Consider the following 13,563-nt stretch of genomic DNA (forward strand, 5'->3'; position numbering starts at 1 on the left):
GGTCCCGGAGCCGGCGTGACCGGGGGCCGGCTACCGCACCGTTGCGATCATCTCGATCTCGACCCGTGCTCCTTTCGGGAGGCCGGCGACCTGCACCGTCGCCCGGGCGGGGTACGGTTCGTTGAAGTACCCGGCGTAGACGGCGTTGACCGTCTCAAAGTCCGCGAGGTCCGTGAGGTAGATCCGGGTCTGGACGACGTCTGAGAAGTCGAGGCCGGCTTCGAGGAGGATGACCCGCAGGTTCTCCATCACCTGGACCGTTTCGCCGGCGACGGTATCGGGGAGGGTGCCGGTGGCCGGGTCAAGGCCGACCTGCCCCGACGTGAAGAGGGAATCGCCAGACCGCACGGCCTGGCTGTACGGCCCGATCGGCTCCGGGGCATTAGCCGTGTAGATGGCGGCCAGCGGCGGGCTGGAGGATACGACCGCGTATATGCCGGAGCCTGCAAGGAGACCGCATATGAAGACGAGAGCCAGGATCTTCGTGCTGCCGTCCATACCCTTATCCCCGCCTGCCCGGGGCCGGAGCGTTCATATGAGGTGTTCGATGCGCCGGCAGGTATACTTTTGGAGGAAAGCGGAGGGGGATGCTGCCATACAGTGGCCGGGTTTTAGCCAGGCAGGAAGCGACTGTGAGATAGGGTGCCGGTGCCGAAAAACTCGCATAACCGGTGCAAAAAACGGTTGAGTGAAAGATTTAGTGCTCGGCCCCGATCACTGCGCCGCCTTCTTCTCCTGCACCGGGGGGTTCTTGATCGTAACCTCAAGCGCCTTGGTATTCTTCCCGCGGACCTCCACCTTGTAGGTGCCCGGCTCCGGGAACTTGTGCGCAAAGAACGTGTAGGTCTGGGGACCGCTGCCCGCAAGTTCCTCCTTCTTGGCAACGAACGCACCGTTGATCCAGAGCTGCGCCTTAAAGAACGTGTCCCAGTTCGAGGAAGGGACACCCTCGTTGTCGAACCAGTAGCCGATGCTCACCGGGACGTTCGGAAAGTAGTACGGGTTGCCGTTCTCGTCACGACCGCCGCCGGTGCTGCCGCTGACCGTGGCGGTTGCTTCTACGGAGTTGATGGTTGCATCTCGATAGGTAGGTGCCATGCCTCTGGGTGTATAAAAGAAATATAATAATTTTACCTTCACCTGGTGCTAGCGGGCTGGTCAACCGTATGAGAGATACTTTTACCGCCGGCCGGGTTCACATACGATCCCGGAAAACCGGGGGATTCGCCATTGGAAGTTCAAAATGCGAGGGGTGGGATTCGAACCCACGGACCCCTGCGGGAGTGGATCTTAAGTCCACCGCCTTTGGCCGGGCTTGGCTACCCTCGCTCGAAAAGATCCAGTACCTATTGTCCGCCGCAGTATAAAGTCCGATCTCCGGGCAGGCCTTCGATGGAAAACAACCCACCCCATCATGGCGACGTCCGACCGCCTACCCCGCACGCTTCCGGACGAGCCCGAAGCCCAGGATGAGGAGCCCCACGGCGAGGACCACCGCCCCGATGTACACAAGGTAGATCAGCGCGTTCGGCTCCGTCGCCCCGGGGTCAAGCACGGAGAGGAAGAAGCCGAGCGGCAACAGGATCGCGGAGAGAGGGATCGACTCCCGCACGACGTGTTTCATGCCGTTCGAGAGATTCGCCTCGTCCACATACCGGAGCGCCACGAGCGCGAGGATGACGCCTGCATGCCCATGCCCGGCCCGCCACAGGGCCTCCCGCAAGGGATTCTCCATATAGGCGGGATCATTCACCAGAAGCGAGAGGATGCTGACGCCGCCATACACGACGGCCGGCAGGACGATCAGGAGGATGCCGGCCATCCGGCGAGACTCGGGTTCCATAGTGTTCCCGGACAGGCACCGCACCATATAAAGCAGCTGCATGCATCAATACAAAAACCGAAGGTAAATCGATGAGAAAGACCAGAACATATCTTGCGGCGCTCTCGCTCGTGGTCGCAGGCGCCTGCTTCTTCGCGTATCCCGCGATCCGGCCGTACACCGATGAAACGACGCTCGCCGGCGCCGAAGCCTTCGCCTCCCCCGCCTGGCTCCTCTCACACACGCTCGCCATGGTCGGGTTCATCCTCCTCGTGCTCGGCCTGCTCGGCCTCTATGGCCGTCTCCGCGAGACAAAGGCCGAAAGAACGGGTATCACGGCGCTCGTCCTGACCTGGGCCGGTGTCGGGCTGATCCTCCCCTATTACGGGGCCGAAGCCTTTGCACTACACGCCGTGGGCCGGGAGGCGATCGAGCAGAACAGCGTCGAACTCCTCATCACGCTCACGGACGCGGTCCGGTTCGGGGCAGGCGTATGGCTCTTCGGTGCGGGTCTCATCGCTCTTGCGGTAGGCAGCATCCTCTTCGGGGCCGCGATCCGGCGCTCAGGCACCCTTCCCCCGTGGAGCGGCATCCCCCTCGCCCTCGGCTTCGCGCTCTTCCTCCCGCAGTTCTTCGCACCAGCGGCGGTCCGAATCGCTCACGGGCTGCTCGTCCTGGCTGGCTGCTGGCTCGTGGCGTGGAGCATGACGAACCACCCGTAACCCGCCTTCACGCCAGCCTCCGCACCACCCGGGCCAGCCGGCGGATCCCCTCCGCGATCTCCTCCTCGCCGGCCGCCGAGAAGTTCAGGCGGATCGTGTCCTCCCCGCCGCCGTCGACGTAGAACGGAACCCCGGGGAGGACCGCGACGCCCTCTTTGATACCCTCGGAAAAGACCTCCATCGACGAGACCCTGGCGGGGAGGCTCACCGTCATGAACATCCCGCCCTCGGGGGTGGTGTGCGTCGTCCCCAGCGGCATCAGGTCGTCGAGGAGGTCGCAGACCTGCCGGCAGTGCTCGCCGTAGATTGCCGCGACCCGGGCGACGTGGGCGTCGATATCGTGGGTCGCAAGGTAGCGGTGGAGGATCACCTGGCAGAGGAAGTTCGAGTGGAGGTCGGCCGCCTGCTTCGCCACGTTGAACTCCCGGAGGATCGGCGCCGGTGCGTAGAGCCAGCCGATCCGCATGCCGGGGGCGACGATCTTCGAGAACGACCCCGAGATCACCGTCTGCTCCGGGAGGTAGCGCTTCACCGGCAGCCGGGGCTTCCCGTCGAAGAAGAGGTCTCCGAAGGCATCGTCCTCGTAGAAGACCGTATCTGTCCCATCGAGGATCTCCGCGACGGCCCGGCGCTTCCCTTCCGAGTAAGTCACCCCCGAGGGGTTCTGCGAGTTCGGGATGCCGTAGAAGAACTTCGGCGCATGACTTCGCACGAGCGACGCAAACGCCGCGATATCCGGCCCGTCGTCCTCGAGCGGGACCGCGTGGAAGACTGGCTCGTAGAGGGAGAAGGCCTCGATCGCACCGAGATACCCGGGCCGCTCCATCCCGACGGCATCGCCGGGGTCAAGGAAGATCTTCGCGACCAGGTCCAGGCACTGCTGGGAGCCGTTCACGATCTGGATCTCCTCAGGCGTCGCCGGAAGGCCGAGCCTCCGGTGGTAACGGTCGGCGATGAACTCCCGGAGCGGCCGGTAGCCGTCCGTCGTCGTGTACTGGAGCGCCGTCCGCCCCTCCTCTGAGAAGACCTCACGCGCCGCGTCCCGGAGCCCCTCGACGTCGATGTAGGCCGAGCCCGGAAGGCCCCCCGCAAACGAGATCACTCCGGGAACCGCCGAGACCCGGAAGAGTTCACCGAGGAACGACTCAGGGACCCGTCCCATCCGAGCAGAGAACCGATGCCTCATGAGATCAAGGTGGGGCGCGAAAAAGGAAAAGGTACCGGATGTAGGTCGCTTCACTGGAGCGCGATATAGGCAACGATCGAGAGCAGGAACGCGAGGACGAGGATCATGAAACTGATCGGGGCGATGAACGCGAGCATCGCGTTGACGGTGCTCGCGAGCTGCGATACCCGTTGCGACCCGAAGACGACGATCCCCTCGCACGTGGCCGTTGCCGCCCCCACCCGGGCCGGGGCGAGGTCGGCGACCGCTTCACCGATGGCCTGCTCGACGTACGGGACGATCTCTTCTGCCGGCACCATGTAGCCGACCGGGTTCTTCCCGCTGATCGTGTTCACCGTGTGCGTATCGGTCGTCATGATCTCGGCGTCGTCAGCGTGACCGAGCGCCACCGAGCGCAGGCGCTCCCTGACACCCTCGGCCATGTTGTTCCCGTCGATCAGGACGTAGGCCGCTCTCTTTCCACCGACCTCCGTCGCCAGCACCTGCACCCCGAGCGACCCGAACCCCTGCTCGCGGGAGAACGGGACCCGGACGTGGGAGACGCCGATCGCGAGAGATTCGAGAGGCAGGTCACGGGCGGTGGCGAATCCCTTTCGCGCGGTGGCGATGTACTCCGTCGCGATCTTCGTCGCCGGGAGGACCGGGGAACCCACGCTGGTCATACAGTTGTGGGCGTCGACGAACGCAACGTGGGAGAAGGCGCACCGCCCTTCGGCCATGATCGCAAGGCCAATCGAGTAATCGAGATCCTCCGTGCGCTCTGGCGACCGGGTGCTCACCATCAGGAGGGCGTCCCCGAACCGCTGGCAGAGGATCGAGACCGAGCCGGAGCTCACCCGGACCGGTCGGCTCGCAGTCGTAGAGTAGGTGAGCCCCTCTCGGGACGCCTCAACGGCGAAAGCGATCTTATCGATCTCGCTCTCCGAGACCAGGTTGAAGTCGTGGGTGGCGCAGCCGTGGGCGACCAGCGTCTCCTCAGGGAACGTATCGTGGAGGATCCGGGGGAGGTTGCCGCCGCCGACGTCGCCCATCGGCCCGGGATGGACGTTCGGGACCGTAAAGAGGACATTCTTCTTCCCCGCATCACGGGAGAAGAAGAGCGATATCTGCGGGACGTAGACCTCCTCGCCGATCTCCCGGAAGAAGTCCTCCATATTCTTTGAGCCGTCGGTCAGGTGGGCGATGAAGGTGTTGAGGAAGTTGAGCCCGCTGATCTGGAACGCCCGTTTCAGCGGCCGCTCGATCAACCAGATCAGGGAGACGAAGCCCAGCCCAAAGACCGCCTGGAGGAGGAGGGCGTACGGGACGAACCCGGGCGTGAAGAACCAGGCGCCGACTGCTATCCCTGCCGCGCTCTGGAGGAACGCGGGAAGGACCATCCGCGTGATCCGGTAGTCGGCGACGGCTACGAGGACCAGCAGCCGGAGACCGAAGACCAGGCCGAGTGCGACCGCGTAAAGCGTCGGAAAGATCCCGCGGCCGAAGACCAGGACCGGCGCGAGGCTCAGGATCACCGCGAGAACCGTACAGGTCAGGGCGAGGAGCGCCGAGCGATTGGGGGTGATCTGCCCGCCGGATGCCCGCACCAGCGGCACGGTCAGCAGGAAGGCGACCAGTGCCGGGACTGTGAAGCCGAGCGTCCCAAGCAGGAAGAACTCGTGCCCGACGCGGTAGGTGGCGGCGTCGATGACGAGGCCGAGCACAAGAATGAGCGCAAGCGACCGCGGCCAGGACGGGGCGGAGAAGATGTAGCGAGTCAACCGTTCGACACGCACGTCGGGGCCGGATTCCATCAGGCACCACCGGGCTCCGCTGTCAGGCCGTGGGCAGAAGCCGGCAGGAGGCTGCCGGCGGACCACGCGTTATATCGCATAATTCAGGAGAATATTTCGCCCGGTTCGACAAAGACCTTCCGATACCGCTCAAGCATCCGGTCCCAGTCCGGGAGGTTCGTCTGGGTGCCTATCCTCTCGACGACGAACGACGAGACCACCGCACCCACGCGGCAGCAGTCAAGCGGGGCATAGCCTCTCTCAAACGCCGTGAGGAAGCCTGCCCGGTAACCGTCCCCGGCACCGGTGGGGTCGACGGCATCGACCCGGACGGCCGGGACGGGGTGCTCCTCGCCGTCCATGCAGAGGAGGCTCCCTTCGGCCCCCCGGGTCGTGACGACCATCGGGACCGAGGCGACGAGTGCGTCCCGCTCCACACCCAGCATCTCGCACATCCGGTCCATCTCGTGGTTGTTCGAGAAGAGGATGTCGATGTTCGCGAGGATGATCTCGAGCTGGTCGGGCGTGTAGCGGAGGAGGTCCTGCCCCGGGTCGAAGGAGGCGAACTCGCTCTTCTGGGCCACCTGGACGTTGAATTCGGGATCGGCCGTCGCCATGTGGACGAAGTCGAGAGCAGGAGCCTCCGCCCGGGAGAACGCAACGGACGCGCCCCATTCAAAGAAGGTCTCCTGGTCGCCGTCATCGTCCGTAAAGACGTAGGCGGTCGCGGTATGGGCATCTTTGACGACGGTGAAGTCCTGCACGATCTCGAGGTTGTGCATCCAGAGGTCGTAGTCGCTGCCCGGAAAGTCGCCGCCGACCGATGAGATGAGCTGGCACCGCTCCCCGAGCACCGCAATCCCGGCAGCGATATTCGCCGCCCCACCGCCGAAGTAGACCTTATGGTCGGTGATATAGGTCGAGTTGTGTCGTCCGGGGAGTCTCGGCACCCGGAAGAGGTGGTCGATGGCGGTATGTCCGACGACGGCGATCATAACTCCTGCACTTCCTGGACCTTCAGCGGGACGTCGCGGAGCGCCTTCCCGATGACCGACTTCGCGATCCGGGCCGCATGCTCCTCGGACTCCGCACGGAAGACCTTCATCTGGAGCACGAGCCCGACGAGGGCGGTGTTCGCCACCACAAGGGCAGTGTCGAGGTCCCCCTCGCAGAAGGGGCAGCAGCTCAATCCGGCCTCGATCTCGACGAACTTCGCCGAAGGGTTGAGCCTTTTGCCCGCCTCGCTGATCGCGATACTCACGGCATCGTCTGAGGAACTGACGTCTTTTAATATCCACGCTGACTCAAGCGTAACCAAATAATCCGGCATAATCTCTCCAAAGTTAGATCCTACCAGGTCTCGCGGTGCACGTGCTCTTCCACCGGCATCCGCTTCATAGGTTCAAGCGGCGGCGTGCCCCTGCCGACCGCAAGAAGCGCGATGGGGCGGAGATGCTGTGGGAGGCCGAGAAGTTCGCGGACCTCTTCTTCGTTGAACGCCCCCGTCCAGCACGAGTGGAGGGTCCGGGCGTGGGCGGCAAGCATCATATACGTGCAGGCGATCGTGGCGTCCTCGACCGCGTAGAGGATACCCCGCTCCCCATAATGCGACATGGACCGGACGTAGTTTGCACAGACCACAAAGATCGCCGGTGCTTCACGGAGGTGCACCTGCTCGAAGGCCGCGAGCGCAAGTTCCATCCGGACGTCCTCATCGGTGACGACAACGACGTCCCATGCCTCCCGGTTGCCGGCACTCGGTGCCGTGCTCGCAGAGGCGAGAATGTACTCGATCTCCTCCGGGTCGAGCGGTTCTCCGGAATATTTCCTGACCGATGACCGTCCTTTTAAGAAACGGAGAAACTCAGACGAGTTCATGCTTGCTGAGCGTTTCCCATGCCGCCTGGGCTGCGGTCGTGACGGCGCTGACGGCCCTGCTCATCCGCTCCGAGGCGGCGCCCAGTTCCATGCTCTCGGTCAGGCTGATCGCCTCGTTGAGATGATCGATGGCCTTCTTAAACTCAGTAAGTCCCGTACTGCCGTAGGCAAACTCAAGCTCCGAGCGGATAGACTCGAGCACCATCACCAGCATCCGTTTTCCACCGGGCTTCTCCTGGAGTGGAAACTGGATCAGGGCTATCGTCAGCTGCGACCCGACAATCAGTTCGGACTTCGCCCGTTCGGCAAACTGATACGTCTTGACGGCGGTTTTGAGATCCATACCACATACTGGAACGCGCAAGTATAAAAAGTATTGAAAGAGAAGAGAGGACGGTTTATCTCGATTTCTGCTTGGACCCGAGAACCGACACCTTGGCGCGCCGTATGCCCCGGCGGACCCGCACGTCCATCGTGGGAGCGCCGCCTCCCCTGCCACCGCGACCGCCGCGTGAACCGCCACGTGGGCCGCCGCGACCGCCGCGCCGCTGGTCCTGCCCTTCCCGGCTTGCCCGCTTCTGGATATCAGCCGCTGCCTTGAACCGCTGGTTCGGGCCGGGTTTCTTCACTTCGCCTTCACTTGCAGGGACGAGCCGTATCTGTCCCTTCACGCCCTTGACCTGGGCCCACTGAACGCTTCCTGTCTTTCCCATGATAGAACTCCTCTATAATTATGAGCAGACCCGGTGATAAAAGTAACCTGGAGTCCGGGCAGGACCGGCCCGGATCCAGGGGCAGATGCGATCGTGCCGGAGATCACGAGAGCAGCTGCTTGAGTTCGCGCCGGAGGATATCGCTGATGACCTTCCCGTCCACGCTCCCCCGGAGTTCCTGCATGACGACCCCCATCAGGGGACCGAGCGCGCCCATCCCCTTCTCGCGGGCGAACTCTTCCCGCTCGGTTACGATCCGGTGCACGATCGCTTCCACGTCGGCCCGCGAGACGGCGGGGCCCATCGCCTCGATAGCCGCATCCACCCGCTCGCGGGGCGTTGCCGCACCCTCGCCTGCCGTCCGCGCGAGTTCGGTTATCAGGTCCGGGATAGCCTCTTTTGCAGCCCGGCCGGCCTCGACGGCCGAGAGGAGGGCGAGGATCTCCCCCTCGCTCACCCGGTCGACGGCCACGCCGTCGCGGGCGAGTTCCCGGCAGGTGGCAAGGAGCGTACGTGCCGCGATGGTCGGGCGGACACCGGCGGCGACGGCCGCTTCAAACGTGGGCAGCCGCTCGGAGAAGGCCATCTGTCGTGCAAGTGCTTCGTCAAGCCCGAAATCGCGGACGAACCGCGCCGCACGGTCGGTGAGGAGCTCGGGGACCGTGATGCCCCCCCAGAGTGCTTCGTCGATCTCGACGGGAAAGACGTCGGTCTCGGGATACATCCGGGCAGCCCCCGGAAGCGGTCGCATGTAGGCCGTGCTCCCTTCTTCGAGCATCTTCCGGGTCTCCTCGGGTACTCCCGACAGCGCCATCTCTGCGCGGATCATCACCTGCTCCGCCGCGCAGCCGGCACGCTCTCTTCCCGCCGCCACGATGACGACGCTGTCGAACTCCCTCGCACCGACGAACTCGCGCAGGCGTGCCACCTCGTCCGCGGTGACGCCGTAGGCGGGGAGCTCGTCGGTGTGGAAGATCCCGCCGACCCCGCACTTCTTCGCGTAGTCCGACATCTCGCTCCCGAGACGGCGGCCGGGCTGGATCTCCCGCCCGACGAGTCCCGCAAACCCGCAGAGCCGGACAGCCAGGATGGATTTTGCCTTCTTCAGGATGGAGGACGCTGTCTCGCTAAAGAGCGCGGTGACGTCGACGACGGTGTGGTCGACCCGGGCACCACGCTCCCGGAGTTCGTCCCGGATGGCGAGCAGATTGACCTGCCGCTCGACCTCACGCCGGACCACCTCGGCGATGAGGTCGAGTTCCTGGACGCCCTTGATCTCCACCCGGGCGCCGCCGGCGATCGAGATGTTGACGTCCTGCCGGATCGTCCCGAGGCCCCGCTTCACCCTGCCGGTCGAGCGGAGGACCATCCCGATGTACTCGGCGCTCTCGCGGACGGCCTCCGGGGTGTGCATGCAGGGGGCGGTGGTGATCTCGACGAGCGGGATCCCCAGGCGGTCGAGGGAGAAGGTCTCGTCCTTCACCCGCTGCGCCGCCTCCTCCTCGAGGCAGATCGTCTCGATCCGGCAGCCGTCGGGGAGGGCGCCGGAGAGCGCGACGAGCGCCGTCCGCTGGAACCCGCTGGTGTTCGAGCCGTCGATGACGAGTTTGCGCATCGTGTGCACCTGCTCGACGGGGGTCATGCCGAGCATCTTTGCGATCGTGAGAGAGACCTCGAGCGCCTCCGGGTTCATCGGGGTCGGGGGCTCCTCGTCGTGCTCCACCAGACAGACCGTGTCATAGGTGTAGTAGCAGAACTTCCGGACGAGCCGCATCTCCTCCCGCGCCGCCCGGTCGATCTCGCCGAGTTCGCTCTCCGTCGCCCGGAGGTAGCGATAGAACTCACCCGTCCGCTCGGCGGTATCCCGGAGGCAGGTGGGGCACCGGCAGAAGAGCTTCTCGGCCGTGTCGAGTTGCTGGTGGATCTCGATCCCGGCCTTGAGGCCGAGTGCTTTGTAGTCCATTATATCGACCTCCGCCGGATCTCTCCTCGAAGGTCGGTCCGCATCAGCACGCTCGCCTGTTCGGGATCCCTCTCATTCCCGAGCACCCACATCAGTTTTACGAGCGCCGCCTCGGGGAGCATATCCTCGCCCTCGATGACGCCTGCGGCGATGAGGTCTCTTCCCGTGTTGTAGACCCGGTCGCAGACCCGGCCGTGCAGGCACTGCGACGTCATGACGACGGTCGTCCCGCCCTCGATCATCTCCCGGAGCGGGGCGATCCATTCGGTCGCCACGTGGCCGAGCCCGGTCCCCGATATGATCAGGCCCCTGTAGCCCTCGAAGGCGTCGAGGACCGCAGGAGGCATCCCGGGGTAGAAGTGGAGGAGCGCGCAGCGCTCTTCGAGCGCGTCGCTCAGTTCCGGCTCCTCCGTCCCCCGCCGGACCGCTTCGGCAGAGAGGGAGACGGAGAGCGAGGGGTAGTCGACGTAGCCGAGCGGCTCCATCCCCATGCTCTGGAAGGAGTCGCGCCGGGAGGTGTGCATCTTGCGGACACGGGTCGCCCGGTGGATGGCGCATCGGTCGTCGTTCGTCGTCGCGTGCATCACCACCGCCACCTCGCCGAGGTCGCTGGCGGCGACGGCGGCGCTGCAGAGGGCGTTCATGGCGTTGTCGGAACTTGGCCGGTCGGCGGACCGCTGCGACCCGACGAAGATGACCGGCACCGGGGTCTTGAGCATGAACCTGATAGCCGCCGCCGAGTAGGCCATCGTGTCGGTGCCGTGGGTGACGATCACCCCGGCGACGCCGGCCTGGATCTCCTCATAGACTGCCCGGGCGAGGGTCTGCCAGAGGCCTGGGCGCATGTTCTCGGAGAGGATGCTCGCGACCTGCCGGTCCCGGTAGCAACCGATCTCCCCGAGTTCGGGGATCGCCCGCAGGATGTCGCTCGCCGAGAACTGGCTCGTCACCGCCCCGGTCCGGTAGTCCACCCGGCTCGCGATCGTCCCGCCGGTGGAGATGACGGCAAGGTCCGGGAGGTCGGGGTTCTGGACGACGACCCCGGCGCCTGGAGGCGGCTGTGGGGCTGCTCGCCCGACCCGCTCGATCTTCTCCGGGGATGTCCCGATGTTGTAGCCGTTGTCCAGTTTGACGACGGCCATCCCGTCCCGTTCGGTGATGTAGGTGCCGGTGACCGCGGCTCCGCCGTTCGCGTACCGCACCCGGTCTCCGGTCTGAAGTGTCTCGGTCATGCTACCAGTTTCCGTGATTCGAGAATGAGGTGTTCATATGCGCGTGATAGCGCGGTATCGGTCTCCTCCGCCCAGCCTGCGTCCCCGGCGAGGAGTTCCTGCTGGACGGCAAGTTGCACGGCAACCGCCGCGGGCGCCGGGCCGCCGGTGATGCTCCGGACCGCAACAGCGTGGGCCGGGTCGAGAACGGCATCGATCCGCTCCTGGTTCAGGCCGCGTTCCACGACCGAGAGGCCGGCCGCTTCCCGGGCGGCGCCCTCGACCGTAGCAAGGTCGAGCGAACCGTGCCGGACCGCCCGCCCGACGATGCGGTGGGCGGTCCGGAAGGCAAGTCCATAATCCCGGACGAGGACGTCGGCAAGCTCCGTCGCGGTAGAGAAGCCTCTGCCCGCCTCAGCGGCCATTCGCCCCGTGTTGAAGGTGGCGGTGCCGATCATACCGGAGAGGAGCGGGATGCTCTGCCGGGCGGCCTCCACACCCCGTCGGAGGTGAGGGGTCAGTTCCTGGAGGTCGCGGTTGTAACTCATGGGGAGGCCCTTGACGATGGTGACCGCCGCGGTGAGAGCCCCGGCAGCCGTCCCTGCCTTCGCCCGCATGATCTCGGCGACGTCCGGGTTCTTCTTCTGGGGCATGATCGAGGAGGAGGAGCAGTAGGCGTCGTCGAGCTGGACGAACCCGACGAACGCCGTGCTCCAGAGGACGAGCTCCTCACAGAGCCGGCTCGCCGTCGTCATCATGGCCGTTGTATCGGCAAGCACCTCGATCGCGAAGTCCCGGGCGGCGACCGCGTCCATGCTGTTTGGTGCCGGGCGGGAGAAGCCGAGGAGAGCCGCGGTGTAGGCGCGGTCGAGAGGGAACCCGGTCGAGGCGAACGCCGCTGAGCCGAGGGGGGATACGTCCACCCGGGCATACGCCTCCCGGAGCCGGGCCGTATCCCGGGAGAAGGCCTGCTCGTAGGCAAGCAGGTAGTGGGCCAGCGTCGTGGGCTGGGCGTGCTGGAGGTGGGTGAAGCCCGGCATCACCGTCTCCGTATGGGCGGCGGCGACATCGAGGAGGGTCCGCCGGAGGTCGGCAAGCGACCGCACGAGGGCGATCATCTCTTCTTTGAGCCGAATCCGTATGCAGGTCGCGACCTCGTCGTTCCGGGACCGGCCCATGTGGAGGCGGCCGCCGAAGTCCTCGCCGACCCGGTCGATGAGGTAGGCCTCCTTGCCCGCGTGGACGTCCTCGAACCTCTCGTCGAACGCCTCCTCCGGGATACCGTGGTCGTGGAGGTCGAGGAGCGCCGCCATCAGCGCCCGGGCCGGGGCCTCATTGATGATTCCCTGCCGCACCAGACCGAGGAGGTGCGCCATGTCCACGAGGATGTCCGCCTCCGCGATCCAGCGGTCGGTCTCCATCGATGCAAGAAAGTGCTCGAGATCGCCCGAACGTTCGCCGGCGAGACGGCCCTGCCGAATCTGATCCGAACGCATTATATCAACAGTCCTGTCTGTACCGTTTGGCTCCCGGAGGGATTAAAACCACGCCCGGATGGGATGGGTGCTCTGGATCTTCTCCGGTTCACCCCGGGCAGTGGATCATGGTGGTTATCACAATGGAGGGTCTCCCGCGCACGGCATCCATCAATGATCGCGACGTCAATGTGGCGATCAATAGCAAGAGGAACGCCGGAGAAGATCCGAATCCTTTCGGGGTAGCGGGTGCGCTCCGCACCGTTGGCCCTGCGGACCGGGTCTCAATAGAGAAAAGCAGGAAGCCCCGCCCCGAAGGGCGGGGTAGTTCACTTATCTTTAACTTGAGATTTGATAACTTCGTATCCAAGTGCAGTAATGGCCCGCTCAACATCCTCAATGGATGTTTTCTCAGCATCAAAGTCAAATTTTACTTTGCTCGAGTTAAACAGCACCTTTACACTCTCTTTTTCCACACCGGCCAGAGATTTTGTTGCTTGTTCAATCTTCTGGACACATGATGGGCAGGCCAATGTTTCCAATTGAATCGTTGCTTTCTTCATCTTCATCTCTCCTTATTCTCATAATCCGTAACGGAGAAGCCGCATTCCGTTTAGAATTACGACCAATATGCTTGCTTCGTGTACCAGCATCGCTATCGACATGTTCATCCAGTCACTTAAAAATACACTGGCAAGCAGGACTAACACAACTCCCACTGCGATGACAATATTCTGGTGCATGTTAGCAGCCGTTGCTTTTGTTAAGCCCAGTGCATGTGGCAGGCGACTGAAATCCGAATTCATCAGGACGACATCCGA

The 13,563-nt window shown here is 64.4% G+C and carries 15 protein-coding genes, 1 tRNA gene and 1 pseudogene; 1 reads left to right on the plus strand and 16 read right to left on the minus strand.

The window, feature by feature from the left end; translation table 11 throughout:
* Nucleotides 1–30: 30 nt before the first annotated feature.
* The 4 genes from V6K60_RS04125 to V6K60_RS04140 form a co-directional block, all read right to left on the minus strand.
* A complete protein-coding gene (locus V6K60_RS04125; protein ID WP_332449248.1) occupies nucleotides 31–498 on the minus strand; it encodes a RidA family protein in 468 nt (155 codons plus the stop codon).
* A gap of 216 nt (nucleotides 499–714) precedes the next feature.
* Complete coding sequence (locus V6K60_RS04130; RefSeq protein WP_332449249.1) at nucleotides 715–1,098, minus strand: hypothetical protein; 384 nt, start codon at nucleotides 1,096–1,098, stop codon at nucleotides 715–717.
* A gap of 146 nt (nucleotides 1,099–1,244) precedes the next feature.
* A tRNA-Leu gene (locus V6K60_RS04135) sits at nucleotides 1,245–1,329 on the minus strand.
* Nucleotides 1,330–1,432: 103 nt separating this feature from the next.
* Entirely contained in the window at nucleotides 1,433–1,843 is a 411-nt protein-coding gene (locus V6K60_RS04140; protein WP_332449250.1) for a hypothetical protein, read from the minus strand.
* 71 nt (nucleotides 1,844–1,914) lie between these two features.
* Here V6K60_RS04140 and V6K60_RS04145 point away from each other — a divergent pair, with 71 nt between their 5' ends.
* Nucleotides 1,915–2,544, plus strand: a complete 630-nt coding sequence (locus V6K60_RS04145) for a hypothetical protein (protein ID WP_332449251.1) — start codon at nucleotides 1,915–1,917, stop codon at nucleotides 2,542–2,544.
* Nucleotides 2,545–2,551: 7 nt separating this feature from the next.
* On the opposite strand, the gene V6K60_RS04150 is transcribed toward V6K60_RS04145, so the two are convergent.
* From V6K60_RS04150 to V6K60_RS04205, 12 genes and pseudogenes are all read right to left on the minus strand, one after another.
* Nucleotides 2,552–3,730: an aminotransferase-like domain-containing protein gene (locus V6K60_RS04150; protein ID WP_332449252.1), complete on the minus strand. Its 1,179-nt coding sequence runs from the start codon at nucleotides 3,728–3,730 to the stop codon at nucleotides 2,552–2,554.
* Nucleotides 3,731–3,780: 50 nt separating this feature from the next.
* Nucleotides 3,781–5,523 (minus strand): DUF2070 family protein, encoded by a 1,743-nt coding sequence (locus V6K60_RS04155; RefSeq protein ID WP_332449253.1) that lies wholly within the window; start codon nucleotides 5,521–5,523, stop codon nucleotides 3,781–3,783.
* An 83-nt stretch (nucleotides 5,524–5,606) separates the two neighbouring features.
* Complete coding sequence (locus tag V6K60_RS04160) at nucleotides 5,607–6,497, minus strand: carbohydrate kinase family protein (RefSeq protein ID WP_332449254.1); 891 nt, start codon at nucleotides 6,495–6,497, stop codon at nucleotides 5,607–5,609.
* Entirely contained in the window at nucleotides 6,494–6,832 is a 339-nt protein-coding gene (locus V6K60_RS04165; RefSeq protein ID WP_332449255.1) for a DUF555 domain-containing protein, read from the minus strand. Before V6K60_RS04165 ends, V6K60_RS04160 begins: the two co-directional genes overlap by 4 nt.
* A gap of 20 nt (nucleotides 6,833–6,852) precedes the next feature.
* On the minus strand, nucleotides 6,853–7,380 hold the full coding sequence (locus V6K60_RS04170) for a nitroreductase family protein (protein WP_332449256.1): 528 nt from the start codon (nucleotides 7,378–7,380) through the stop codon (nucleotides 6,853–6,855).
* Entirely contained in the window at nucleotides 7,367–7,723 is a 357-nt protein-coding gene (locus tag V6K60_RS04175; protein WP_332449257.1) for a hypothetical protein, read from the minus strand. Before V6K60_RS04175 ends, V6K60_RS04170 begins: the two co-directional genes overlap by 14 nt.
* Before the next feature lie 55 nt (nucleotides 7,724–7,778).
* Nucleotides 7,779–8,093, minus strand: a complete 315-nt coding sequence (locus V6K60_RS04180; RefSeq protein ID WP_332449258.1) for a DUF5350 domain-containing protein — start codon at nucleotides 8,091–8,093, stop codon at nucleotides 7,779–7,781.
* Between the two features lie 103 nt (nucleotides 8,094–8,196).
* The gene (gatE, locus tag V6K60_RS04185; protein ID WP_332449259.1) at nucleotides 8,197–10,056 is read right to left on the minus strand and encodes a Glu-tRNA(Gln) amidotransferase subunit GatE; all 1,860 of its coding nucleotides are present in this window, start codon (nucleotides 10,054–10,056) and stop codon (nucleotides 8,197–8,199) included.
* Complete coding sequence (gatD, locus tag V6K60_RS04190) at nucleotides 10,056–11,288, minus strand: Glu-tRNA(Gln) amidotransferase subunit GatD (protein ID WP_332449260.1); 1,233 nt, start codon at nucleotides 11,286–11,288, stop codon at nucleotides 10,056–10,058. Before gatD ends, gatE begins: the two co-directional genes overlap by 1 nt.
* Entirely contained in the window at nucleotides 11,285–12,763 is a 1,479-nt protein-coding gene (gene argH / locus V6K60_RS04195) for an argininosuccinate lyase (protein ID WP_332449261.1), read from the minus strand. Before argH ends, gatD begins: the two co-directional genes overlap by 4 nt.
* Nucleotides 12,764–13,071: 308 nt before the next feature.
* The gene (locus V6K60_RS04200; RefSeq protein ID WP_332449263.1) at nucleotides 13,072–13,305 is read right to left on the minus strand and encodes a heavy-metal-associated domain-containing protein; all 234 of its coding nucleotides are present in this window, start codon (nucleotides 13,303–13,305) and stop codon (nucleotides 13,072–13,074) included.
* Nucleotides 13,306–13,323: 18 nt separating this feature from the next.
* Nucleotides 13,324–13,563: pseudogene (locus tag V6K60_RS04205) on the minus strand (hypothetical protein); the annotation flags it as partial.

The sequence above is a fragment of the Methanoculleus sp. genome, assembly GCF_036677455.1.
Taxonomy (GTDB): domain Archaea; phylum Halobacteriota; class Methanomicrobia; order Methanomicrobiales; family Methanoculleaceae; genus Methanoculleus.

Coding starts and splice junctions, on each gene's coding strand:
- V6K60_RS04125 (WP_332449248.1), bottom strand. CDS start 498: ATGGACGGCAGCACGAAGATCCTGGCTCTCGTCTTCATATGCGGTCTC.
- V6K60_RS04130 (WP_332449249.1), bottom strand. CDS start 1,098: ATGGCACCTACCTATCGAGATGCAACCATCAACTCCGTAGAAGCAACC.
- V6K60_RS04140 (WP_332449250.1), bottom strand. CDS start 1,843: ATGGAACCCGAGTCTCGCCGGATGGCCGGCATCCTCCTGATCGTCCTG.
- V6K60_RS04145 (WP_332449251.1), top strand. CDS start 1,915: ATGAGAAAGACCAGAACATATCTTGCGGCGCTCTCGCTCGTGGTCGCA.
- V6K60_RS04150 (WP_332449252.1), bottom strand. CDS start 3,730: ATGAGGCATCGGTTCTCTGCTCGGATGGGACGGGTCCCTGAGTCGTTC.
- V6K60_RS04155 (WP_332449253.1), bottom strand. CDS start 5,523: ATGGAATCCGGCCCCGACGTGCGTGTCGAACGGTTGACTCGCTACATC.
- V6K60_RS04160 (WP_332449254.1), bottom strand. CDS start 6,497: ATGATCGCCGTCGTCGGACATACCGCCATCGACCACCTCTTCCGGGTG.
- V6K60_RS04165 (WP_332449255.1), bottom strand. CDS start 6,832: ATGCCGGATTATTTGGTTACGCTTGAGTCAGCGTGGATATTAAAAGAC.
- V6K60_RS04170 (WP_332449256.1), bottom strand. CDS start 7,380: ATGAACTCGTCTGAGTTTCTCCGTTTCTTAAAAGGACGGTCATCGGTC.
- V6K60_RS04175 (WP_332449257.1), bottom strand. CDS start 7,723: ATGGATCTCAAAACCGCCGTCAAGACGTATCAGTTTGCCGAACGGGCG.
- V6K60_RS04180 (WP_332449258.1), bottom strand. CDS start 8,093: ATGGGAAAGACAGGAAGCGTTCAGTGGGCCCAGGTCAAGGGCGTGAAG.
- gatE (WP_332449259.1), bottom strand. CDS start 10,056: ATGGACTACAAAGCACTCGGCCTCAAGGCCGGGATCGAGATCCACCAG.
- gatD (WP_332449260.1), bottom strand. CDS start 11,288: ATGACCGAGACACTTCAGACCGGAGACCGGGTGCGGTACGCGAACGGC.
- argH (WP_332449261.1), bottom strand. CDS start 12,763: ATGCGTTCGGATCAGATTCGGCAGGGCCGTCTCGCCGGCGAACGTTCG.
- V6K60_RS04200 (WP_332449263.1), bottom strand. CDS start 13,305: ATGAAGAAAGCAACGATTCAATTGGAAACATTGGCCTGCCCATCATGT.